Annotated in this window: 12 protein-coding genes; 11 read left to right on the plus strand and 1 reads right to left on the minus strand. The window is 59.7% G+C overall.

Annotated features, from left to right (window positions below; genetic code table 11):
* Window positions 1-11: 11 nt before the first annotated feature.
* The 6 genes from KUA23_RS10355 to KUA23_RS10380 all read left to right on the plus strand — a co-directional run bounded on the left by KUA23_RS10355 (window position 12) and on the right by KUA23_RS10380 (window position 6202).
* Entirely contained in the window at window positions 12-965 is a 954-nt protein-coding gene (locus tag KUA23_RS10355) for a FecR family protein (protein ID WP_252993882.1), read from the plus strand.
* Between the two features lie 97 nt (window positions 966-1062).
* The gene (locus KUA23_RS10360) at window positions 1063-3468 is read left to right on the plus strand and encodes a TonB-dependent siderophore receptor (protein ID WP_078047764.1); all 2406 of its coding nucleotides are present in this window, start codon (window positions 1063-1065) and stop codon (window positions 3466-3468) included.
* A gap of 204 nt (window positions 3469-3672) precedes the next feature.
* Entirely contained in the window at window positions 3673-4659 is a 987-nt protein-coding gene (locus KUA23_RS10365) for a type III secretion effector protein (protein WP_252993883.1), read from the plus strand.
* Between the two features lie 462 nt (window positions 4660-5121).
* On the plus strand, window positions 5122-5295 hold the full coding sequence (locus tag KUA23_RS10370) for a hypothetical protein (RefSeq protein ID WP_252993884.1): 174 nt from the start codon (window positions 5122-5124) through the stop codon (window positions 5293-5295).
* Window positions 5292-5639 carry a hypothetical protein gene (locus KUA23_RS10375; RefSeq protein ID WP_078047766.1) on the plus strand — a complete coding sequence of 116 codons (348 nt, stop codon included), beginning with the start codon at window positions 5292-5294 and terminating at the stop codon, window positions 5637-5639. Before KUA23_RS10370 ends, KUA23_RS10375 begins: the two co-directional genes overlap by 4 nt.
* Window positions 5636-6202 (plus strand): type III secretion effector protein, encoded by a 567-nt coding sequence (locus KUA23_RS10380; protein ID WP_223204503.1) that lies wholly within the window; start codon window positions 5636-5638, stop codon window positions 6200-6202. The genes KUA23_RS10375 and KUA23_RS10380 overlap by 4 nt, the downstream gene beginning before the upstream one ends.
* A 3-nt stretch (window positions 6203-6205) precedes the next feature.
* Here KUA23_RS10380 and KUA23_RS10385 read toward each other — a convergent pair whose 3' ends face one another.
* Window positions 6206-7357 (minus strand): MFS transporter, encoded by a 1152-nt coding sequence (locus tag KUA23_RS10385; protein ID WP_078047767.1) that lies wholly within the window; start codon window positions 7355-7357, stop codon window positions 6206-6208.
* Window positions 7358-8010: 653 nt separating this feature from the next.
* On the opposite strand from KUA23_RS10385, the gene KUA23_RS10390 reads away from it, so the two are divergent.
* The 5 genes from KUA23_RS10390 to KUA23_RS10410 all read left to right on the plus strand — a co-directional run bounded on the left by KUA23_RS10390 (window position 8011) and on the right by KUA23_RS10410 (window position 15090).
* Window positions 8011-8997 (plus strand): diaminopimelate epimerase, encoded by a 987-nt coding sequence (locus KUA23_RS10390; RefSeq protein ID WP_252993885.1) that lies wholly within the window; start codon window positions 8011-8013, stop codon window positions 8995-8997.
* 301 nt (window positions 8998-9298) lie between these two features.
* A complete protein-coding gene (locus tag KUA23_RS10395) occupies window positions 9299-11317 on the plus strand; it encodes a type VI secretion system Vgr family protein (protein WP_252993886.1) in 2019 nt (672 codons plus the stop codon).
* Complete coding sequence (locus KUA23_RS10400; protein ID WP_252993887.1) at window positions 11317-12153, plus strand: DUF4123 domain-containing protein; 837 nt, start codon at window positions 11317-11319, stop codon at window positions 12151-12153. The genes KUA23_RS10395 and KUA23_RS10400 overlap by 1 nt, the downstream gene beginning before the upstream one ends.
* Window positions 12146-12925, plus strand: coding sequence for a hypothetical protein (locus tag KUA23_RS10405; protein WP_078047771.1), 780 nt, complete (start codon window positions 12146-12148; stop codon window positions 12923-12925). Before KUA23_RS10400 ends, KUA23_RS10405 begins: the two co-directional genes overlap by 8 nt.
* Before the next feature lie 14 nt (window positions 12926-12939).
* Window positions 12940-15090, plus strand: a complete 2151-nt coding sequence (locus KUA23_RS10410) for a lipase family protein (RefSeq protein ID WP_252993888.1) — start codon at window positions 12940-12942, stop codon at window positions 15088-15090.
* The last annotated feature ends 8 nt before the right edge of the window (window positions 15091-15098 follow it).

Raw genomic sequence — 15098 nt, forward strand, 5'->3', positions numbered from 1 at the left:
CAGGACCTTCCATGATGGATAACCGTGCCCGAGACGAAGCCGCGCAATGGTTTGTGCGCCTGCAAGACGCCGAGTTGAGCGTTGCCGAGCGCCAGCGCTTCGACGCATGGCGCCTTGAGCATGCCGACCACCAATATGAGTTCGACGTGCTGCAAGGCCTGTGGAGTGCCACCGACCTGCTGCCCAAGGCGCGCCTGCAGGCACTGTGTGAAGCGCCGGTAGAGCGCCCCAGACGTCGGGCTGTGTTGCGTTATGCAGTGGCTGCCAGCGTGGTGGCCATTGCCCTGGGGCTGGGCCTGTTCAGCGGGCTTGATCATCCCAAGCCCTACAGTGCCGAGTTCAGCACGCGCCTGGGCGAGCATCGCCAGGTGGCATTGCCCGATGGCTCGGTGATGGACCTCAACAGCCGCAGCATTGTCGCGGTGCACTTTGAAAAAGGCCGGCGTGGCGTGGAGCTCAAGCAGGGCGAAGCGATGTTCAGTGTCGAGCACGACACCAGCCGGCCTTTTGTCGTGGCCGCCGGGGCAGGGCAGGTGACAGTCACCGGCACGCGGTTCGATGTGCGTCGTGATGACGACCAGACCCGCGTCATGGTCGAGGCCGGTACCGTGAAGGTGCAAGGCCGTTCCCCGGACAAAGTGGTGACGCTCACCGCAGGCCTTGGGACCCATGTCGACAACAAGGGCCTGGTGGCGGCGGCCTACGGTGTGAACACCGAAGAGTTGACCGCCTGGCGCACGGGCAAGCTGGTCTTCAACAACGCATCGTTGGGCGAAGTGGCCCGGGAAGTCTCGCGGTATCGCGAGCAACCGCTGCGGGTCAGCACGCCGTCGGTGGGCAACCTGCGCCTGACCAGCGTGTTCAAGGCCAACGATACCGATGCCTTGCTCAAGGCGTTGCCGCACATCCTGCCGGTCGCCGTGCGCACCTTGCCGGACGGCAGCCAGGAAATAATTTCACGCTGACATTCAGGTTTTTTTCGAGTTCTTCGTCTTCTCCTGCAACTGCAACTGGTTTGCATTAACAGCCGCACACTTTTGCGATCACAGGACTAGGTTCGACGTGAAAAAACTTGCCGTTAACAACAATAAAATCTCCCGCTGGGCGCCGCTCGCCCTGGCGCTTGCGGTGAGTGCCGCGCTGCCCGTGGCCTACGCCGCCGAGGCCATTCACATCCAGGCCCAGCCTTTGGGCGCGGCCCTCAGTCAATTGGGCCAGCAGACTTCCCTGCAAGTGTTCTTCAGCCCTGACATGGTCGCCGGCAAGCAAGCCCCTGCGGTAGACGGCAACCTTTCGCCAGAACAAGCCCTGCGCCAGTTGCTGCAAGGCAGTGGCCTGGACTACCAGATCGATGCCGGTTCCGTGACCCTGCGCCCGCTGAGCGGCGGCACCGGTGAAGCCGGCTCGCCCCTGGAACTGGGCGCCACCGACATCAAGGTGGTCGGCGACTGGCTCGGCGATGCCAACGCTGAAGTGGTGCAGAACCACCCCGGCGCGCGCACGGTGATCCGTCGCGAAGCCATGGTGGAGCAGGGCGCAATGAACGTCGGTGATGTGCTCCGGCGTGTGCCGGGTGTGCAAGTGCAGGAATCCAACGGTACGGGCGGCAGCGATATTTCCCTCAACGTCGGCGTACGTGGCCTGACGTCGCGCTTGTCGCCACGCTCCACCGTGCTGATCGATGGCGTACCGGCGGCGTTTGCGCCCTACGGCCAACCACAATTGTCGATGGCACCGATTTCCGCCGGTAACCTGGACAGCATCGACGTGGTACGCGGTGCCGGTTCCGTGCGTTATGGGCCACAAAACGTCGGTGGTGTGATCAACTTCGTGACCCGCGCCATCCCCGAGAAATTCTCCGGCGAAGTCGGCACGACCCTGCAAACCTCCGCCCACGGTGGCTGGAAGCACGTCGATAACGCCTTTATCGGCGGCACCGCCGACAACGGCATCGGCGCTGCCTTGCTGTACTCCGGCGTCAACGGCAACGGTTACCGCAACAGCAACAACTCCAACGACATCGACGACGTGATCTTCAAGACCCACTGGGCACCGACCGACCAAGACGACTTCTCGCTGAACTTCCACTACTACGACGCCAGCGCCGACATGCCCGGTGGCCTGACCCAGAAGCAGTTCGACGCCAACCCGTACCAATCGGTGCGTGACTGGGACAACTTCAGCGGGCGCCGCAAGGACGTGTCCTTCAAGTACATCCGCCAGATCGACGACCGCACACAGGCCGAAGTGCTGACCTACTACTCCGACAGTTTCCGTGGCAGTAACATCGCCAACCGTGACCTCAAGACGATCGGCTCTTACCCGCGCACCTACTACACCTTTGGCATCGAGCCGCGGGTGTCCCATGTGTTCGACGTGGGCCCGAGTACCCAGGAAGTCAGCCTGGGCTATCGCTACCTCAAGGAAGGCATGCATGAGCAGGCCACCAGCCTGAACCTGGTCAACAATGTGCCGACCCCGGGTGGGCAGAGCGATGGTCACGTCTACCAGGACCGCACCGGGGGGACCGAGGCCAACGCGTTCTATATCGATAACAAAGTCGATATCGGCAAGTGGACCATTACGCCCGGTATCCGCTTCGAGGACATTCGTACAGAATGGCACGACCGCCCGGTGGTTGCCTTGAACGGCACGCGCACCCAGGAAAAACGCCGCGAAATCCACAACAACGAACCGCTGCCGGCCCTGAGCGTGATGTATCACGTCTCTGATGCCTGGAAACTGTTCGCCAATTACGAAACCTCGTTTGGCAGCCTGCAATACTTCCAGTTGGGCCAGGGCGGCACAGGCGACCAGACCGCCAATGGCCTGAACCCGGAAAAAGCCAAGACCTACGAGGTGGGGACGCGCTACAACGACAATGTCTGGGGCGGTGAGCTGACGTTCTTCTACATCGACTTCTCGGATGAACTGCAATACGTCAGCAACGACGTGGGCTGGACCAACCTCGGCGCGACCAAGCACACCGGTATCGAAGCCTCGGCCCACTACGACCTGTCGAACCTGGACCCACGCCTGGATGGCCTGACCGCCAACGCCGGCTTCACCTACACCAAGGCCACCTCCGAAGGCGACGTGCCGTTCAAGGGCCGCGACCTGCCGCTGTATTCCCGTGAAGTCGCCACCCTCGGGCTGCGTTACGACGTTAACCGCTGGACCCATAACCTGGATGTGTACGCCCAGTCCGGCCAGCGTGCGCCCGGCACCACGAGTACCTACATCACCCAAGGCACCGCCGATGGTCAATTTGGCGATATTCCTGGCTACGTCTCGGTCAACGTGCGCAGCGGCTATGACTTTGGCGAGCAGTTGTCCAACCTGAAACTGGGTGTCGGCGTGAAAAACGTTTTCGATCAACAGCACTACACCCGTTCCAGCGACAACAATGCCGGGCTGTACCTCGGCGAGCCACGTACATTCTTCGTGCAGGCCAGCGTCGGGTTCTGATCCACGCCACGGTGTCAGGAAAAGTCGCAGCCCCCTTCAGGGCTGCGATTTTTTTTGCCCGTTTCCTACACCTCTACAGCGCGTTCGGCGGTCTGCTCCGGAACTGATTCCGACGCAAGCTCCACACAGGGGCATACCTGATGGGCTTCGACGCTACGTTGGCGCCTCAGTCTGAAGGTCACGCTCACTGTATTGGAGAAACTCATGTCGATATCGACCCACGATGCATCCGTACCTGCTTCAACCACGCCCAACCGAGCGTTGGCAGACGACAAGCCTTTGGTCAAACCCGACGGCCCGGCGCCTGCTGGGCTTTCCTTCAAGGACCATGCCACCGTAACTGTCAGTTTTCACTCCCATGAGCAAAAGTCCGGGCCCGTGTTTAGTGATCCTCATGCACCCGTGGAACGTCAAATGCCGGGTCAGAACAAGGTGTCCATGCTGCACAGTTTCCTGAATGGTCTCAAAGACTGGATAACCAGTTTGTTTAGTGGTTTCCGGCCACCGATGCACCCAGGGTGTGGTAGTAAACCGCCACCCAGGCCGAATCCTAGTGAGAGCAGCCCACCACCGCGACCTACTCCCACGGTCGGCAGGCCGTTCCCGACCCCGCCAGGCGGCGTTGACACCCAGTACTCCTTGAAGAACAACGAACAGTTGGCGCAGCAGTTGCTGGACAACTTCAGGGCCTTTCGGGACCCCAAGAACCCAGGTTATATCAGCGCTGACAGTATTCATGAGATGGCGAATAAAAAGTGCTCCAGTGATCCCGTCATGAACGAGAACATTCGCCTGGCCAAGGAAATGCTGCGACGTCCGGAGCTGATGAATGCCATCGACCGTCACAGCTCCACCGGTGCACTGGATGGTTTGATCGACCGAGAAAATCTGCGCCTGGTCATCAACGGGGACAACTATTTCAAATACCACAGCGACAAAGACGTGGTCCAAGAGCTGCTCGAGCATTTCAAAGAATTGCGGGGCAGCCAGTGGGACCTGTCCCTGCAGGTCAACGACCTCAAACAGTTGGCTGCCAGCACGCTGACGGGGGATTCTGAGAAGGACCATCTGATCCAGTTGGCGCAGGAAATGCTCAAGCGCAGCGATTTAGTAACGAAATTGGACAACCTCGCGAGTCAAGACCGTGATGGCCGAATCAGTCTCCTGGCGCTTTTACTGGCGTCTCGCTGATCACTGTTCAGGCGCCGTAACCTGCTATGGCGCCACCTCCATTGCATGCAAACGGTGTGCGTCAATGTGCCACTTTCCTCCCAGCCAGCAGCTTTGATCACAACGGTCACTCTTCAGACAAAGCGTGAGAGCTAACCAATGACTTCAACCTCCTTCAAGTGCCCGCACCTTGGCGGCCAGGCGTTCAAAAGCAATAGCCATGAGCCGGCTCCTCCGGCAGCAGGGCGGGGCGTCGCTATGCAGGATTCGCAGGAGAATCCGTATACACATGACGTCGAAACCCGCCGAATGAAGGCCTTCGCTGGCCAGAGCACATTCCAGACACCGGTCGCCGATGACTTTTCCCGTAGCTTGGTCGAGTCTGGACTGTACCCGGTGGATGATTCCAAAGCGCTAGGGCGCGCCGGGGTCTTCGACGGCTTGAAGACCTGGTTGCGTCGACAGCGGTGGAATTGATTCCGGATGGCGGCATCGGTTTACATGCTGTCATGGGTAATTACCGATCTGACGGAACTGCCCTATTTATCCAGCCACACATCTGGTACCCGTTTGCCTGGAATTCATTCGATGATTTCGGCGATTGCGGTGGCATTCACCGGACCGGTGTGTTTTGAAAAAGTTGGAGAAAATGAATGACTATCGAGGGTGTATCAAGACTCGGCCCGCCGGCCCTGGATTTCGCAACTGAGCGATCAACTACGCCACAACCGACCGCCCAGCCTAACACCTGGAATGAGGTCTATGCTGCGCAGGCAGACGTGACGCACAGGCCACGGATGTCGCGAATGGCGCAACCCGGGCTGAGTCACTTGAAGCTGCAGAATGCGCCCACGGCACGCCCGAGCATTAGCGAACCCGATGCAACATGGTCCGATGGTGAGTTGGTGGATGCGTTGAAAAGAGACTACGGTTCGCTGCATGCGTATCTGAAAGAGGGGCGATTGACGTACTCGGTATTGCGTCGGGTGGCCGCTGAATGATGGGGAAAAGCGAAGAGCTGAATAGAGTCGTCAGCGTCGTCCGCGAAATGCTCAAGCGTCCAGCACTGATTGACGCGATCATGAACCGCGACGGTGATATCACGCGAGACAGCCTCAGGGCCGCCGCCGCTGCGTTAAAGGGCAACAGCTCGCCAAGCGAATTCAGCCAGGACCCCTTCCATGCCCAAGACAACGACTGTGTCGTCCAAGCTTTGCAAAAGCTGTTTGAGCAACTGAGGGATCCGACCAAGGACCGCACATTCCTTTTCGAACCGTACCAGTACCTCGCCATTGAAACGCTCATGAAGGTCATGCAGGACCCCTACGAGGTTGATCGCAAAGGCGCACCTGTACTGGAACTGTCTACCGGCATGCCCAAGCCCAAGTACAGTGAACTCTGCGTCTACACAGCGAAGAACATCATCGAGCGGCCGGGACTGCTGACCTCATTGGAGCGTGTCAACAGCCCGCGATTGTTCGGTCCGCCTCATTACGAAGGCTACCTCAGTAACAAGAGCCTTGAACTCTGGCGGGAGCGGTACAGGGCTCGCAAAGCACGCTGACGTTCACACCCTGAGGATTTTGCCGCTGATGGCCACCGCCGCCAGCAGCACAGCGATCAGCACAAAGGCGGTGCTCAGGCTGCTGCCATGGGCGATAAAGCCAATCAAGGCGGGGCCGGCAAGAATGCCGGCGTAACCCAAGGTGGTGATGGCTGGCACCGCGATGTGTTCCGGCATGACAGTTTGCTTGCCGACGGCGGTGTACAGCACCGGTACGATATTCGAACAGCCGGCGCCGACCAGCGCATAGCCGAGCAACGCGGTTTCCCACGCAGGAAACAAGGTTGCCAGCAACATGCCTGCGGTGGCCAACGCACCACCTATCACGATGACGCGCGTGGCACCCAGGCGCCGCACAATGGCATCGCCGGTCAAGCGTCCCGCGGTCATGGTCAGGGCGAATGCTGCATAACCCAGGCCTGCATAAGCTTCATCCAGGCCGCGCTCGGCACTGAGGAACACGGCGCTCCAGTCGAGCACCGCCCCTTCGGCCAGAAACACGATAAAGCACAGGCAACCGATAAACAGCACCACACCGTGGGGCACGGCAAACGCCGGGCCAGAGCTTTCACTGCCATACGGCAACAGGTGCGGTGCAGCCTTGAGCAGCGCCGCCAGCGTGATGACGATCACCACCAGGGTCGCCTGCAGTGGCGACAAGCCCAGGCCCAGCAAGCCCGAGACGCCCGCCGCCCCGACAATCCCCCCGAGGCTGAACAGCCCGTGAAATCCCGACATCATGGTTTTACCGCTGGCGCGTTCAACGATTACTGCCTGCAGGTTGACTGTGGAATCCACCGTTCCCAGGCCGGCGCCAAACAGGAACAAGCCGGCCATCAGTAAGGGAATCGAACTGACCGTCGCCAGTATCGGCAATGCCAGGCAGATCATGATTGTCCCGGCGCTCAATACGCGTCGGCAGCCGAAACGCGAAGCCAATGCACCTGCTGCGGGCATGGCGATGATCGAACCGACGCCAAGGCACAGCAGCAACAGGCCCAGCGTGCCTTCACTCAGCCCGGCACGGGCCTTGGCATAGGGCACCAACGGCGCCCAAGCCGCGATGCCGAACCCGGCAATGAAAAAAGCGATACGGGTCGACATTTGCTCCAGCCGCCCGGGAACCACGGGCGCTGAGGTGGGGATGGCAGTCATGAAAAATCCTTGGTTTTGCGTTCAACGAACGATGTCCGGCGCGACATCCTTGCACATCAGGCCTTGGTGTGCGAGCCGGGTTCCCTTGGGATTCCGGCTGCCCTTAATTTTATTTTTACAACGTGGAACGCCAGGGCGGTTTGCGGCCACATAGGCAGTACCAAGTTGTAGGAGGCGGTCTGGAAGGTGCGTAATCCCAGCGGGAGCGTTTGAACCCCAGGGTTCTCGCGGTGGATTACCACCTTCCAGGCCGCTTCTGAAACCGCGTCAGTCAGGCATCGGTCTATAGGCGGTGACCTCAACGACTTGGATGTTTGCCTCCCGTACCAGCAGCATCTCTCGGGGATTGGTTTCTGTGCCCTTGTAACTCTCCAGTTGTTCACCTCCACCGGGTACCAGCCCGATGAATGTCTTGCGCCCTCTTCGTACAGCACTTCAACAGGCGCTTTTTGAAACGAGAGTCTTCATGGTTGCATCCTCCAACGGGAGAGGACGGCGTTTGCTCGACTGCACACGGACTTCGGCCTGATGAAAACGTCCATCCAGGGGAACTGAGAGTGTAGTGTTGCGTAGGATGTGTGGTGCCGAAATCCCATACAGTCGAACACCCTTTTTTGATTTCGATCATCAACGCATTGTCAGGTGGATGACTCATGACCCTCTTCTACGACGCCCGCGGCAATATCTATGGCGTGGTCAGCCCGACCTCTTTGAGAGACAAGGGCATTGATATACCCGAGCGCGCTGACTTGGCGGCGGGCACTCGCAACCATTGGACAGCATCGGCCATCGCCTCTGAATGTGAGTGGGACTCTGCATCACGCCCGGCCGGTGGCAAGGCTCACCGCTGTGATGGCCTGCTGGTCGGGCCGTTCCAGGCCGAGCCACCGTTCGACCTGCTGATCGTCAACACCGACGGCTCCCTGGCCGAGCGCAGTGGCAATGGCTTGACGATTTTCGCCCAAGCCCTCACCGACCAGGGCCTGATGGACGCGGCCTGTGAGTTGCGGGTCCATCACGACCAAACGGATACGCTATCGCCAGTCGCCACGCGGATGGAGCCCGCCGTTCGTGAACGGGTCGCGGGGTTCTGGCTTGAGCTGGGTGCGCCGGCGTTTGGTCCGACGGCGGTGGGTGCGCAGGCGGTTGGCCAGGTGTTTCTGGACCGGGCCGAACTGAGCCATGTCAGTGCGCTGGCGGCGATCAACCCTCAGTGGGCGACCAGTCAATTTGTTCGGGTAGGTAATCCGCATTGTGTGACGTTGGTCCCGCAAATATCAGCGTTGCCAGACAACGCCCAGATGCTGCAGCCAGCGCTGTTCGACCCCTTGAAGGCGATCGCCTTTGCGCCCCCGGTCGGTGGCGGCCAGCCATGTGGCGCGGGAGTCAACTTGCAATGGGCGGCGCGCCAGCCCGGCAACCGCGTCATTGCACGGGTGTTCGAGCGCGGAGAGGGGCCCACGGCGTCTTCCGGAACCAGCGCCAGTGCGGTGGCATGCGCGGCCTGGCGTGCGGGCTGGGTCGAGAGCGGTGAAGTCGCGGTGGTGATGCCGGGTGGCATTGCGCCGGTACGCTTGCACACTCAGGGCGATACGGTGCTGAGCGTCAGCCTGTTCGGTACTGCACGGTTGCAAGCATAAGCCTGTTGAACAGTTGACGCCGTGATGGGGTGTCAGCTGTTTCTCTTTTAGTTAGTTGCTCTTGCGAACATTAATGTAGGGCATTTCTTGTTATTAAGAAGTGGCACATTGACTCGTTTTATTATTTTGTAAAAGACACTTCCAGCTTCGCTGTACGAAACTTCTTTTTTATTTTAAAGCGGTCGATTTCCGCCCGTAATCGCTAAGCTTTGAAGCGTTGAGGCGCTTTTTCTCGGTGACGTGTTCTTTAACGAGAAAGAGTATTCCAGGGTGATCATTCATTAGCGGCGGGTAACAAAGGATGGTTAACGCGTTTGTTTCGTCACGTTTCAAACTGACACTTACAAGTATCAACATTGACTTCCAAGTGCTGGCATTCAAAGGCAGCGAGTTCCTTGACCAGCCGTTTTCCATGCGGGTGCAGGTGGTGAGTGAAGACCCTGCCCTTGACCTGCAAGCGTTGCTCCACCAACCCGCGTACCTGGACTTCGGTGAGGCGAATGGCGGCCTGCATGGACAGGTTTACGCCATCGGCCGCGATGGCCCCGGCCGGCGTGTCACGCGCTATCACCTGACCTTGGCGCCCCGCCTGGCTTGCCTTGCACACCGACGCGACCAGCGAATCTTCCAGCAGCGCAGCGTGCCACAGATCATCGCGGCAGTCCTTGAGCAACACGGCATCCTGGCAGACGCCTACGTGTTCGAGTTGGGCCCCGTGGTTTACCCGCCGCGCACATTCTGTGTGCAGTACGCGGAAAGCGACCTGCACTTTATCCAGCGGCTGTGTGAAGAGGAGGGCATTCACTACCATTTTCGTCACAGCGCGAACGCCCACATGTTGGTATTCGGTGACGACCAGACGGTGTTTCACCGCTTGCCCGTGCAGCGCTATTGCACTGCGGGCGGGCCATCGGCCGATACCCAGGTTATCCAGCGTTTCGATGTGCGACTGGGCACACGCAGCCAGATGACGGTGCGCCGCGACCATGACTTCGAACACCCTTCGTTGCGCCTGCAGGACGCCGCCGGCTCTGATGCTGCGCAAGTGCTTGAGGACTATCGCTACCCTGCAGGCTTCACCACTCATTCACGGGGCAAGCGATTGGCACGGCGGGGGTTGGAACGTCACCAGCGCGACCGTCTTCGGGCATTGGGCAGGAGTGATCAACCCGCGCTGCGCAGTGGGCATTTCCTTGAATTGCGCGATCACCCCGATCCGTCTTGCAACGACTTGTGGCTCATCACGTCGGTGCGTCACGAGGGCTATCAGCCGCAAGTGCTGGAAGAGGCAACACCGGCGACCGATGCAGGCCTTAAGTACCGCAATCGCTTTACCGCGACGCCTTGGCAAGCGGTGCATCGACCGCCCCTCAAGCACCCCAAGCCGACTATCAATGGCAGTCAGACTGCAACCGTCACGGGGCCGCCGGGTGAGGACGTGCATTGTGATGCCTATGGCCGGGTGAAGGTGCGTTTCCACTGGGACCGCCTGGACAAGGCGGATGATAAAAGCAGTTGCTGGGTTCGGGTTGCATCCGGATGGGCCGGTGATGGGTTCGGCGCAATGATGATCCCGAGAGTGGGCATGGAAGTGCTGGTGACCTTCCTGGAAGGCGACCCGGACCGGCCGTTGATCAACGGCTGCCTGCCGAATGCGTCGCACAGGCCCGCCTATGCCTTGCCACAACACAAGACCCGCAGTGTCCTGCGCAGCCGCAGCACCCTCGGCGGCGCAGGGGGCAACGAGCTGTACCTGGAAGACCGCCGTGGCGAGGAGCTGATTCACCTGCGTGCGCAACGGGACCTGGAGCAGCAGGTTGGTCATGACAGCCGCTTGGAAGTGGCGGGTGAGCGGCGGGAAGTCATCCAGGGGATGAGCACGACGCACCTGGGCAGCGAAGAACATCGCGAGGTCGGCGGTAATCGTCGCGTCGTACTCAAAGCGAGCGACCACCTCGACGTACAAGACGACAGCCGGACGCGCGTTGGCCGGACCCTGTTCGTCGAGGCGGGGCAGCAGCTTCACCTCAAGTCCGGTGCCAGCCTGGTGATCGACGCCGGGGCGCAACTAAGCCTCAAGGCGGGTGGCGAGCACCTCGTCATCCAGGCGGGCGGCATTTTCAGCAGTCGTCCCATCACCCTGGGTGGTTCGCCGGCCATCGCCCAAATGGCGAACGCCTCCGTGCCGGCTGACTGGCCAAAGATCTCCACGGTGCAGGTCACCATCATGAACCTGGCCAGGCGGCTGGGCGCCGATTACTGCGCGGTATGCGAGCGCTGCCGCGAAGGCCTGTGTGACCTGACAGGGAGGGCCGCGTGATGCCGAACATGCCAGGCCAATGGATGGACCAACAGCAACAGGCAGGGCAGCGACTGTGCCTGATCCTTGAGGGGCAAAATGTTGCGCGTCAGTCGCTGCTGGCGGTACGCGACTTGCCAACGTATTGCAGCCTTTATGCCGAGACCGCCGTGGCGGAGTTACAAGCACAAGGCCCGGTGATCCTGTTGCTGGAACAGATCAATGAGCCCGAATTACTCGGCCTTCTGCAACAGCCAGAGACGAATTGGGGATGGCTGGGCAGTCTGCCCAACGAGGATCTGGCGGCCGTGACTCGACACTGGCGTGACAGGCTGCTGGTGGGCTCGGAAGGCGTCCAGTCGATGTACCGTTTTCACGACAACCGCACCCTGGCGCGTGCGCTGGCCCACCTGGATCCGGAGCACTGGCCGGCCTTTCTCGGACCATTGATCAGCGTGTGCTACTGGCACAAGGGCCGCTGGCGCACGGCTGACAATCCAGCTCCCGGCGAGTACCCGGTGCCGGCCCCCGCGCCCTGGCTGGACACGCCCAACCCCAACGCAGCGGCCATTCTGCACGCCAATATCCTGCGTTACCTGTTGACCGAGCACAGCGAAGACCTGGTCGCGCTGGCGGAGTTTCAGGATCCAAGGATCTGGCTGGTGCAGGTACTTGAGCAGGCCCGCGCCTGGCAATGGCGGGGGCCGGAACAGCTCGAGTTTCTGGTGGTTAGACGGTTGGAAGAGGCCACGCGCAGCACTGTCATTCGGTGGCAGCCATTGGTGGGGGAAGCACCAGGCGACCACTATGAACGGGTGGTAGCGCAGTGGACATCAATGAGGGGAAAGGATGAGTAGGCGAAGGTGGGGTGTGTGGATTGCATTGGGGTTGGTGGGGCTGACGGGGTGCGCGAGGACGCCAGTTGAGCGGTTTACATTGGAGGTGGATTTGCCGGCGGAATTTCGCTTCATCGGTGGCGCCAACTATGGGCCCGCGACGGGGGAAACCTGCACGTTGCCTAGGCGTCGAGGTAAGCGACCCGAGAGGAAGATCTTTATTGCGCGTTACAAACCGGTGGCTGAGCGCGTGAGTTTTGAGCTACCGCTGAGTGAGGTCATTGAAGGGTGCCCTACGGTTTTGCGCAGTGTGGATTTTAGAACGTATGCGAAGTGGGGGCCCCGAGATTCAGACGTTGGAGGAGATAATTCAAGTTTCTCGGTTCGAGATTATTCGGACCCTGATGTACCGGGGATGCCAGAGACGGGAGTTCAGGAACTACACCGACGATGTCAGTGGAGGTTTCGGACTGTGGGCCCACAGCACGCAATCATTAAGTTGCTTACATGCAGCGCTTTTGGGCTGGCGAGTCAGCCGCAAGAACAACAAACAGGCGTCGTAGTGCAGCGAGATCAGTTACGGGGAAAGACCCTCAGGACGACGCTTGTAGTGACTGATGAGGAAGCACCCTATTTTGACGATACGTGGGTGGCCGTTCCTGGCGGATGGAAGCGTTGCAAAGGCAAAAGTTTTGAAGACCTGTATGCGTTTTGCGACGGTAATGCCACCGAATTCAAGCCTGTAAAAATGCCGGATGGTCGCATCTGTGATGTCTATCCATCGTGCAAGTAACAAGGAACAATTTCATGACCCTGGAAGCACGGAAGCAACCTTTTTTCAGTGATGACAAGCCGGCCTGTGCATTGCGCGGGCATTGGGTGAGTTTTTGCCTGGTGGATGAACTCGGCGTTGGGACGGCCTACGGTGGTCTGCCTTACACCCTTCACGATAGTGCGGGACAACAATACAAAGGTCGGCTGAATGGAGACGGATTCGCCGAGTTGAGAGATATTTACTGCGGCCCTGTAGTGCTTGTTTTTGACGACCTGTACTCAGGAACAGAGCCGTTGTATCGGCGGTTGATGTCGCGCCCAGCCTACAAGCTTCCTATCACCGAGCTTCAAATTCGTGCTGAACGGACTCGATTTGCTCGCTCCGACGGTCGGCGTACCGAAGATGATCAGGTTCAACAAACAACCGGCCGATTTTATCAAGTTGAAGTTCGCGATCTGGTCCGTCATGTCGCCCACTTGCCACCGATTGCGCAGCGAACTCATCAACCCCAGCGGCACGCGTTGAAGATGCTGGCGGACCTTGGCTTCGGGCCACCCCAATCTTGTTTGGCGGGAATCGCGTTGTTCCCCAACAACCATACGGTTCTGGAGGTTCGGCCACTGCGGGCGTTGCGTCCATTGCTTTCAACCGAAGACAACTTCTGTGCCTTGAACCTGTATCAGCTTGCGTTGATGGCCACCTTGAGTTACTGCAATTTCGGCCAGGAGCCACCTCAACAGCCTCAAGAGGAGGTTCGTTTTCCACTCGACCCCAGCGTCGGTCATTTTTTTGCTGAAAAACTCTCGGGTTATCACGAGGCCTGGCGAGTCGATTCGGAGCAACAGCAACGTTTCTATCCGATCTACGAAGAGGTCCCGTATTCCCGACGCTTCGAAATTTTGCCTTTCGATCCTGAGTTGTATCCAAAAAATCGACCGGACTTAGGTGAGAAGCAGGAGCACCCAGCGAGTTTGCATTTTTTTGATGATGAAGAGTTTGGTACTGATACGCAGGCCTTTATCAGTCATCACGATGAGGTGATCCTGATTGCTGTGCGAGGTACCGCCAGCGCTGCCGATGGGCTACGGGATGCAAACGCCCATCAGGTGGCTTTCGCCGAGGGTGTCGGCAAGGCACACGAAGGCTTCTATCAGGCTTACCGGGCGATGCGTGATTTCGTGCTGCACTACCTCACTCAGTTTCATATAGGCCAACGAATCGTTATCTGCGGCCATAGCCTGGGCGGCGCAATTGCGTTGTTGTTGGCAGAAGCGCTACGTCGCATTCCCGATCATAACTACAATATCCTCCTCTACACCTACGGCGCCCCTCGCGCCGCCGACGCCGAATTTACCCTCGGCGCCTCAACCCTGGTCCACCACCGCATCGTCAACCACAACGACCCCGTCCCCAGCGTGCCCGCCCCGTGGATGAACACCACCGCCAAACTCTGGGTCCCAGGCGCCGTCACACTGTTCAGCGCCCCCGCGCCGGGTGGACTGCTGTTTGCCGCCGGCCTGGTACGTTTCGGCGGCAACCCTTACCAGCACCATGGCGAACAGCAACACTTCATGCCGATCGTGCTCGCCGATGGCACGTATTCCTCGGTGATGTGGAAGCCGGGTTGTGAATCCATCCAAGAAGCCGGCTGCAACCGAGCGTTGCAACTCCACGGCGACATGCCCAATCGTGACAACCTGCTCCGGCAGCTATTCCAGGCCAACCAGCACTTCATGACCGCCAGCTACATCCCGGCCGCCTGGGCGACCCTCCGGCGTTGGCAACAAACCCTGGAAAGCAGCGGGCCCCTGATAACGCCGAGGGAGTTCGAACTGGTCGACGGTGCCCTCGAGACCATGCGCCAGCAACTGCGCAACAAGCGCCGTGAACTGTCCCGCCTGAGGCCGGCCAACGATCGTGGCTACGAGCACAACGAAGCCTTGAACGCCGAGATCGACCGCTTGCACACCAGTCGCGAACGCCTTGCAAGCCTGCGTTGGCGCCGTCTGGAAGCCCGAGACGTCTATGGCAGTCACGCCCACAATGCCAACTTGCAATCGAGCCTCAAGCGTTGGTTCAGCCACCGTGAAAACCGTGAGCCGGCCCAGGTCGCCAGCATCCCTCCCGACCTGCCACACGAATGGGGGAGGGCGCAGACGCTGGATATCGACGCGATCGTCTGAACCAGGCC

The sequence above is a fragment of the Pseudomonas pergaminensis genome, assembly GCF_024112395.2.
In the GTDB taxonomy this organism is placed as follows: Bacteria; Pseudomonadota; Gammaproteobacteria; order Pseudomonadales; family Pseudomonadaceae; genus Aquipseudomonas; species Aquipseudomonas pergaminensis.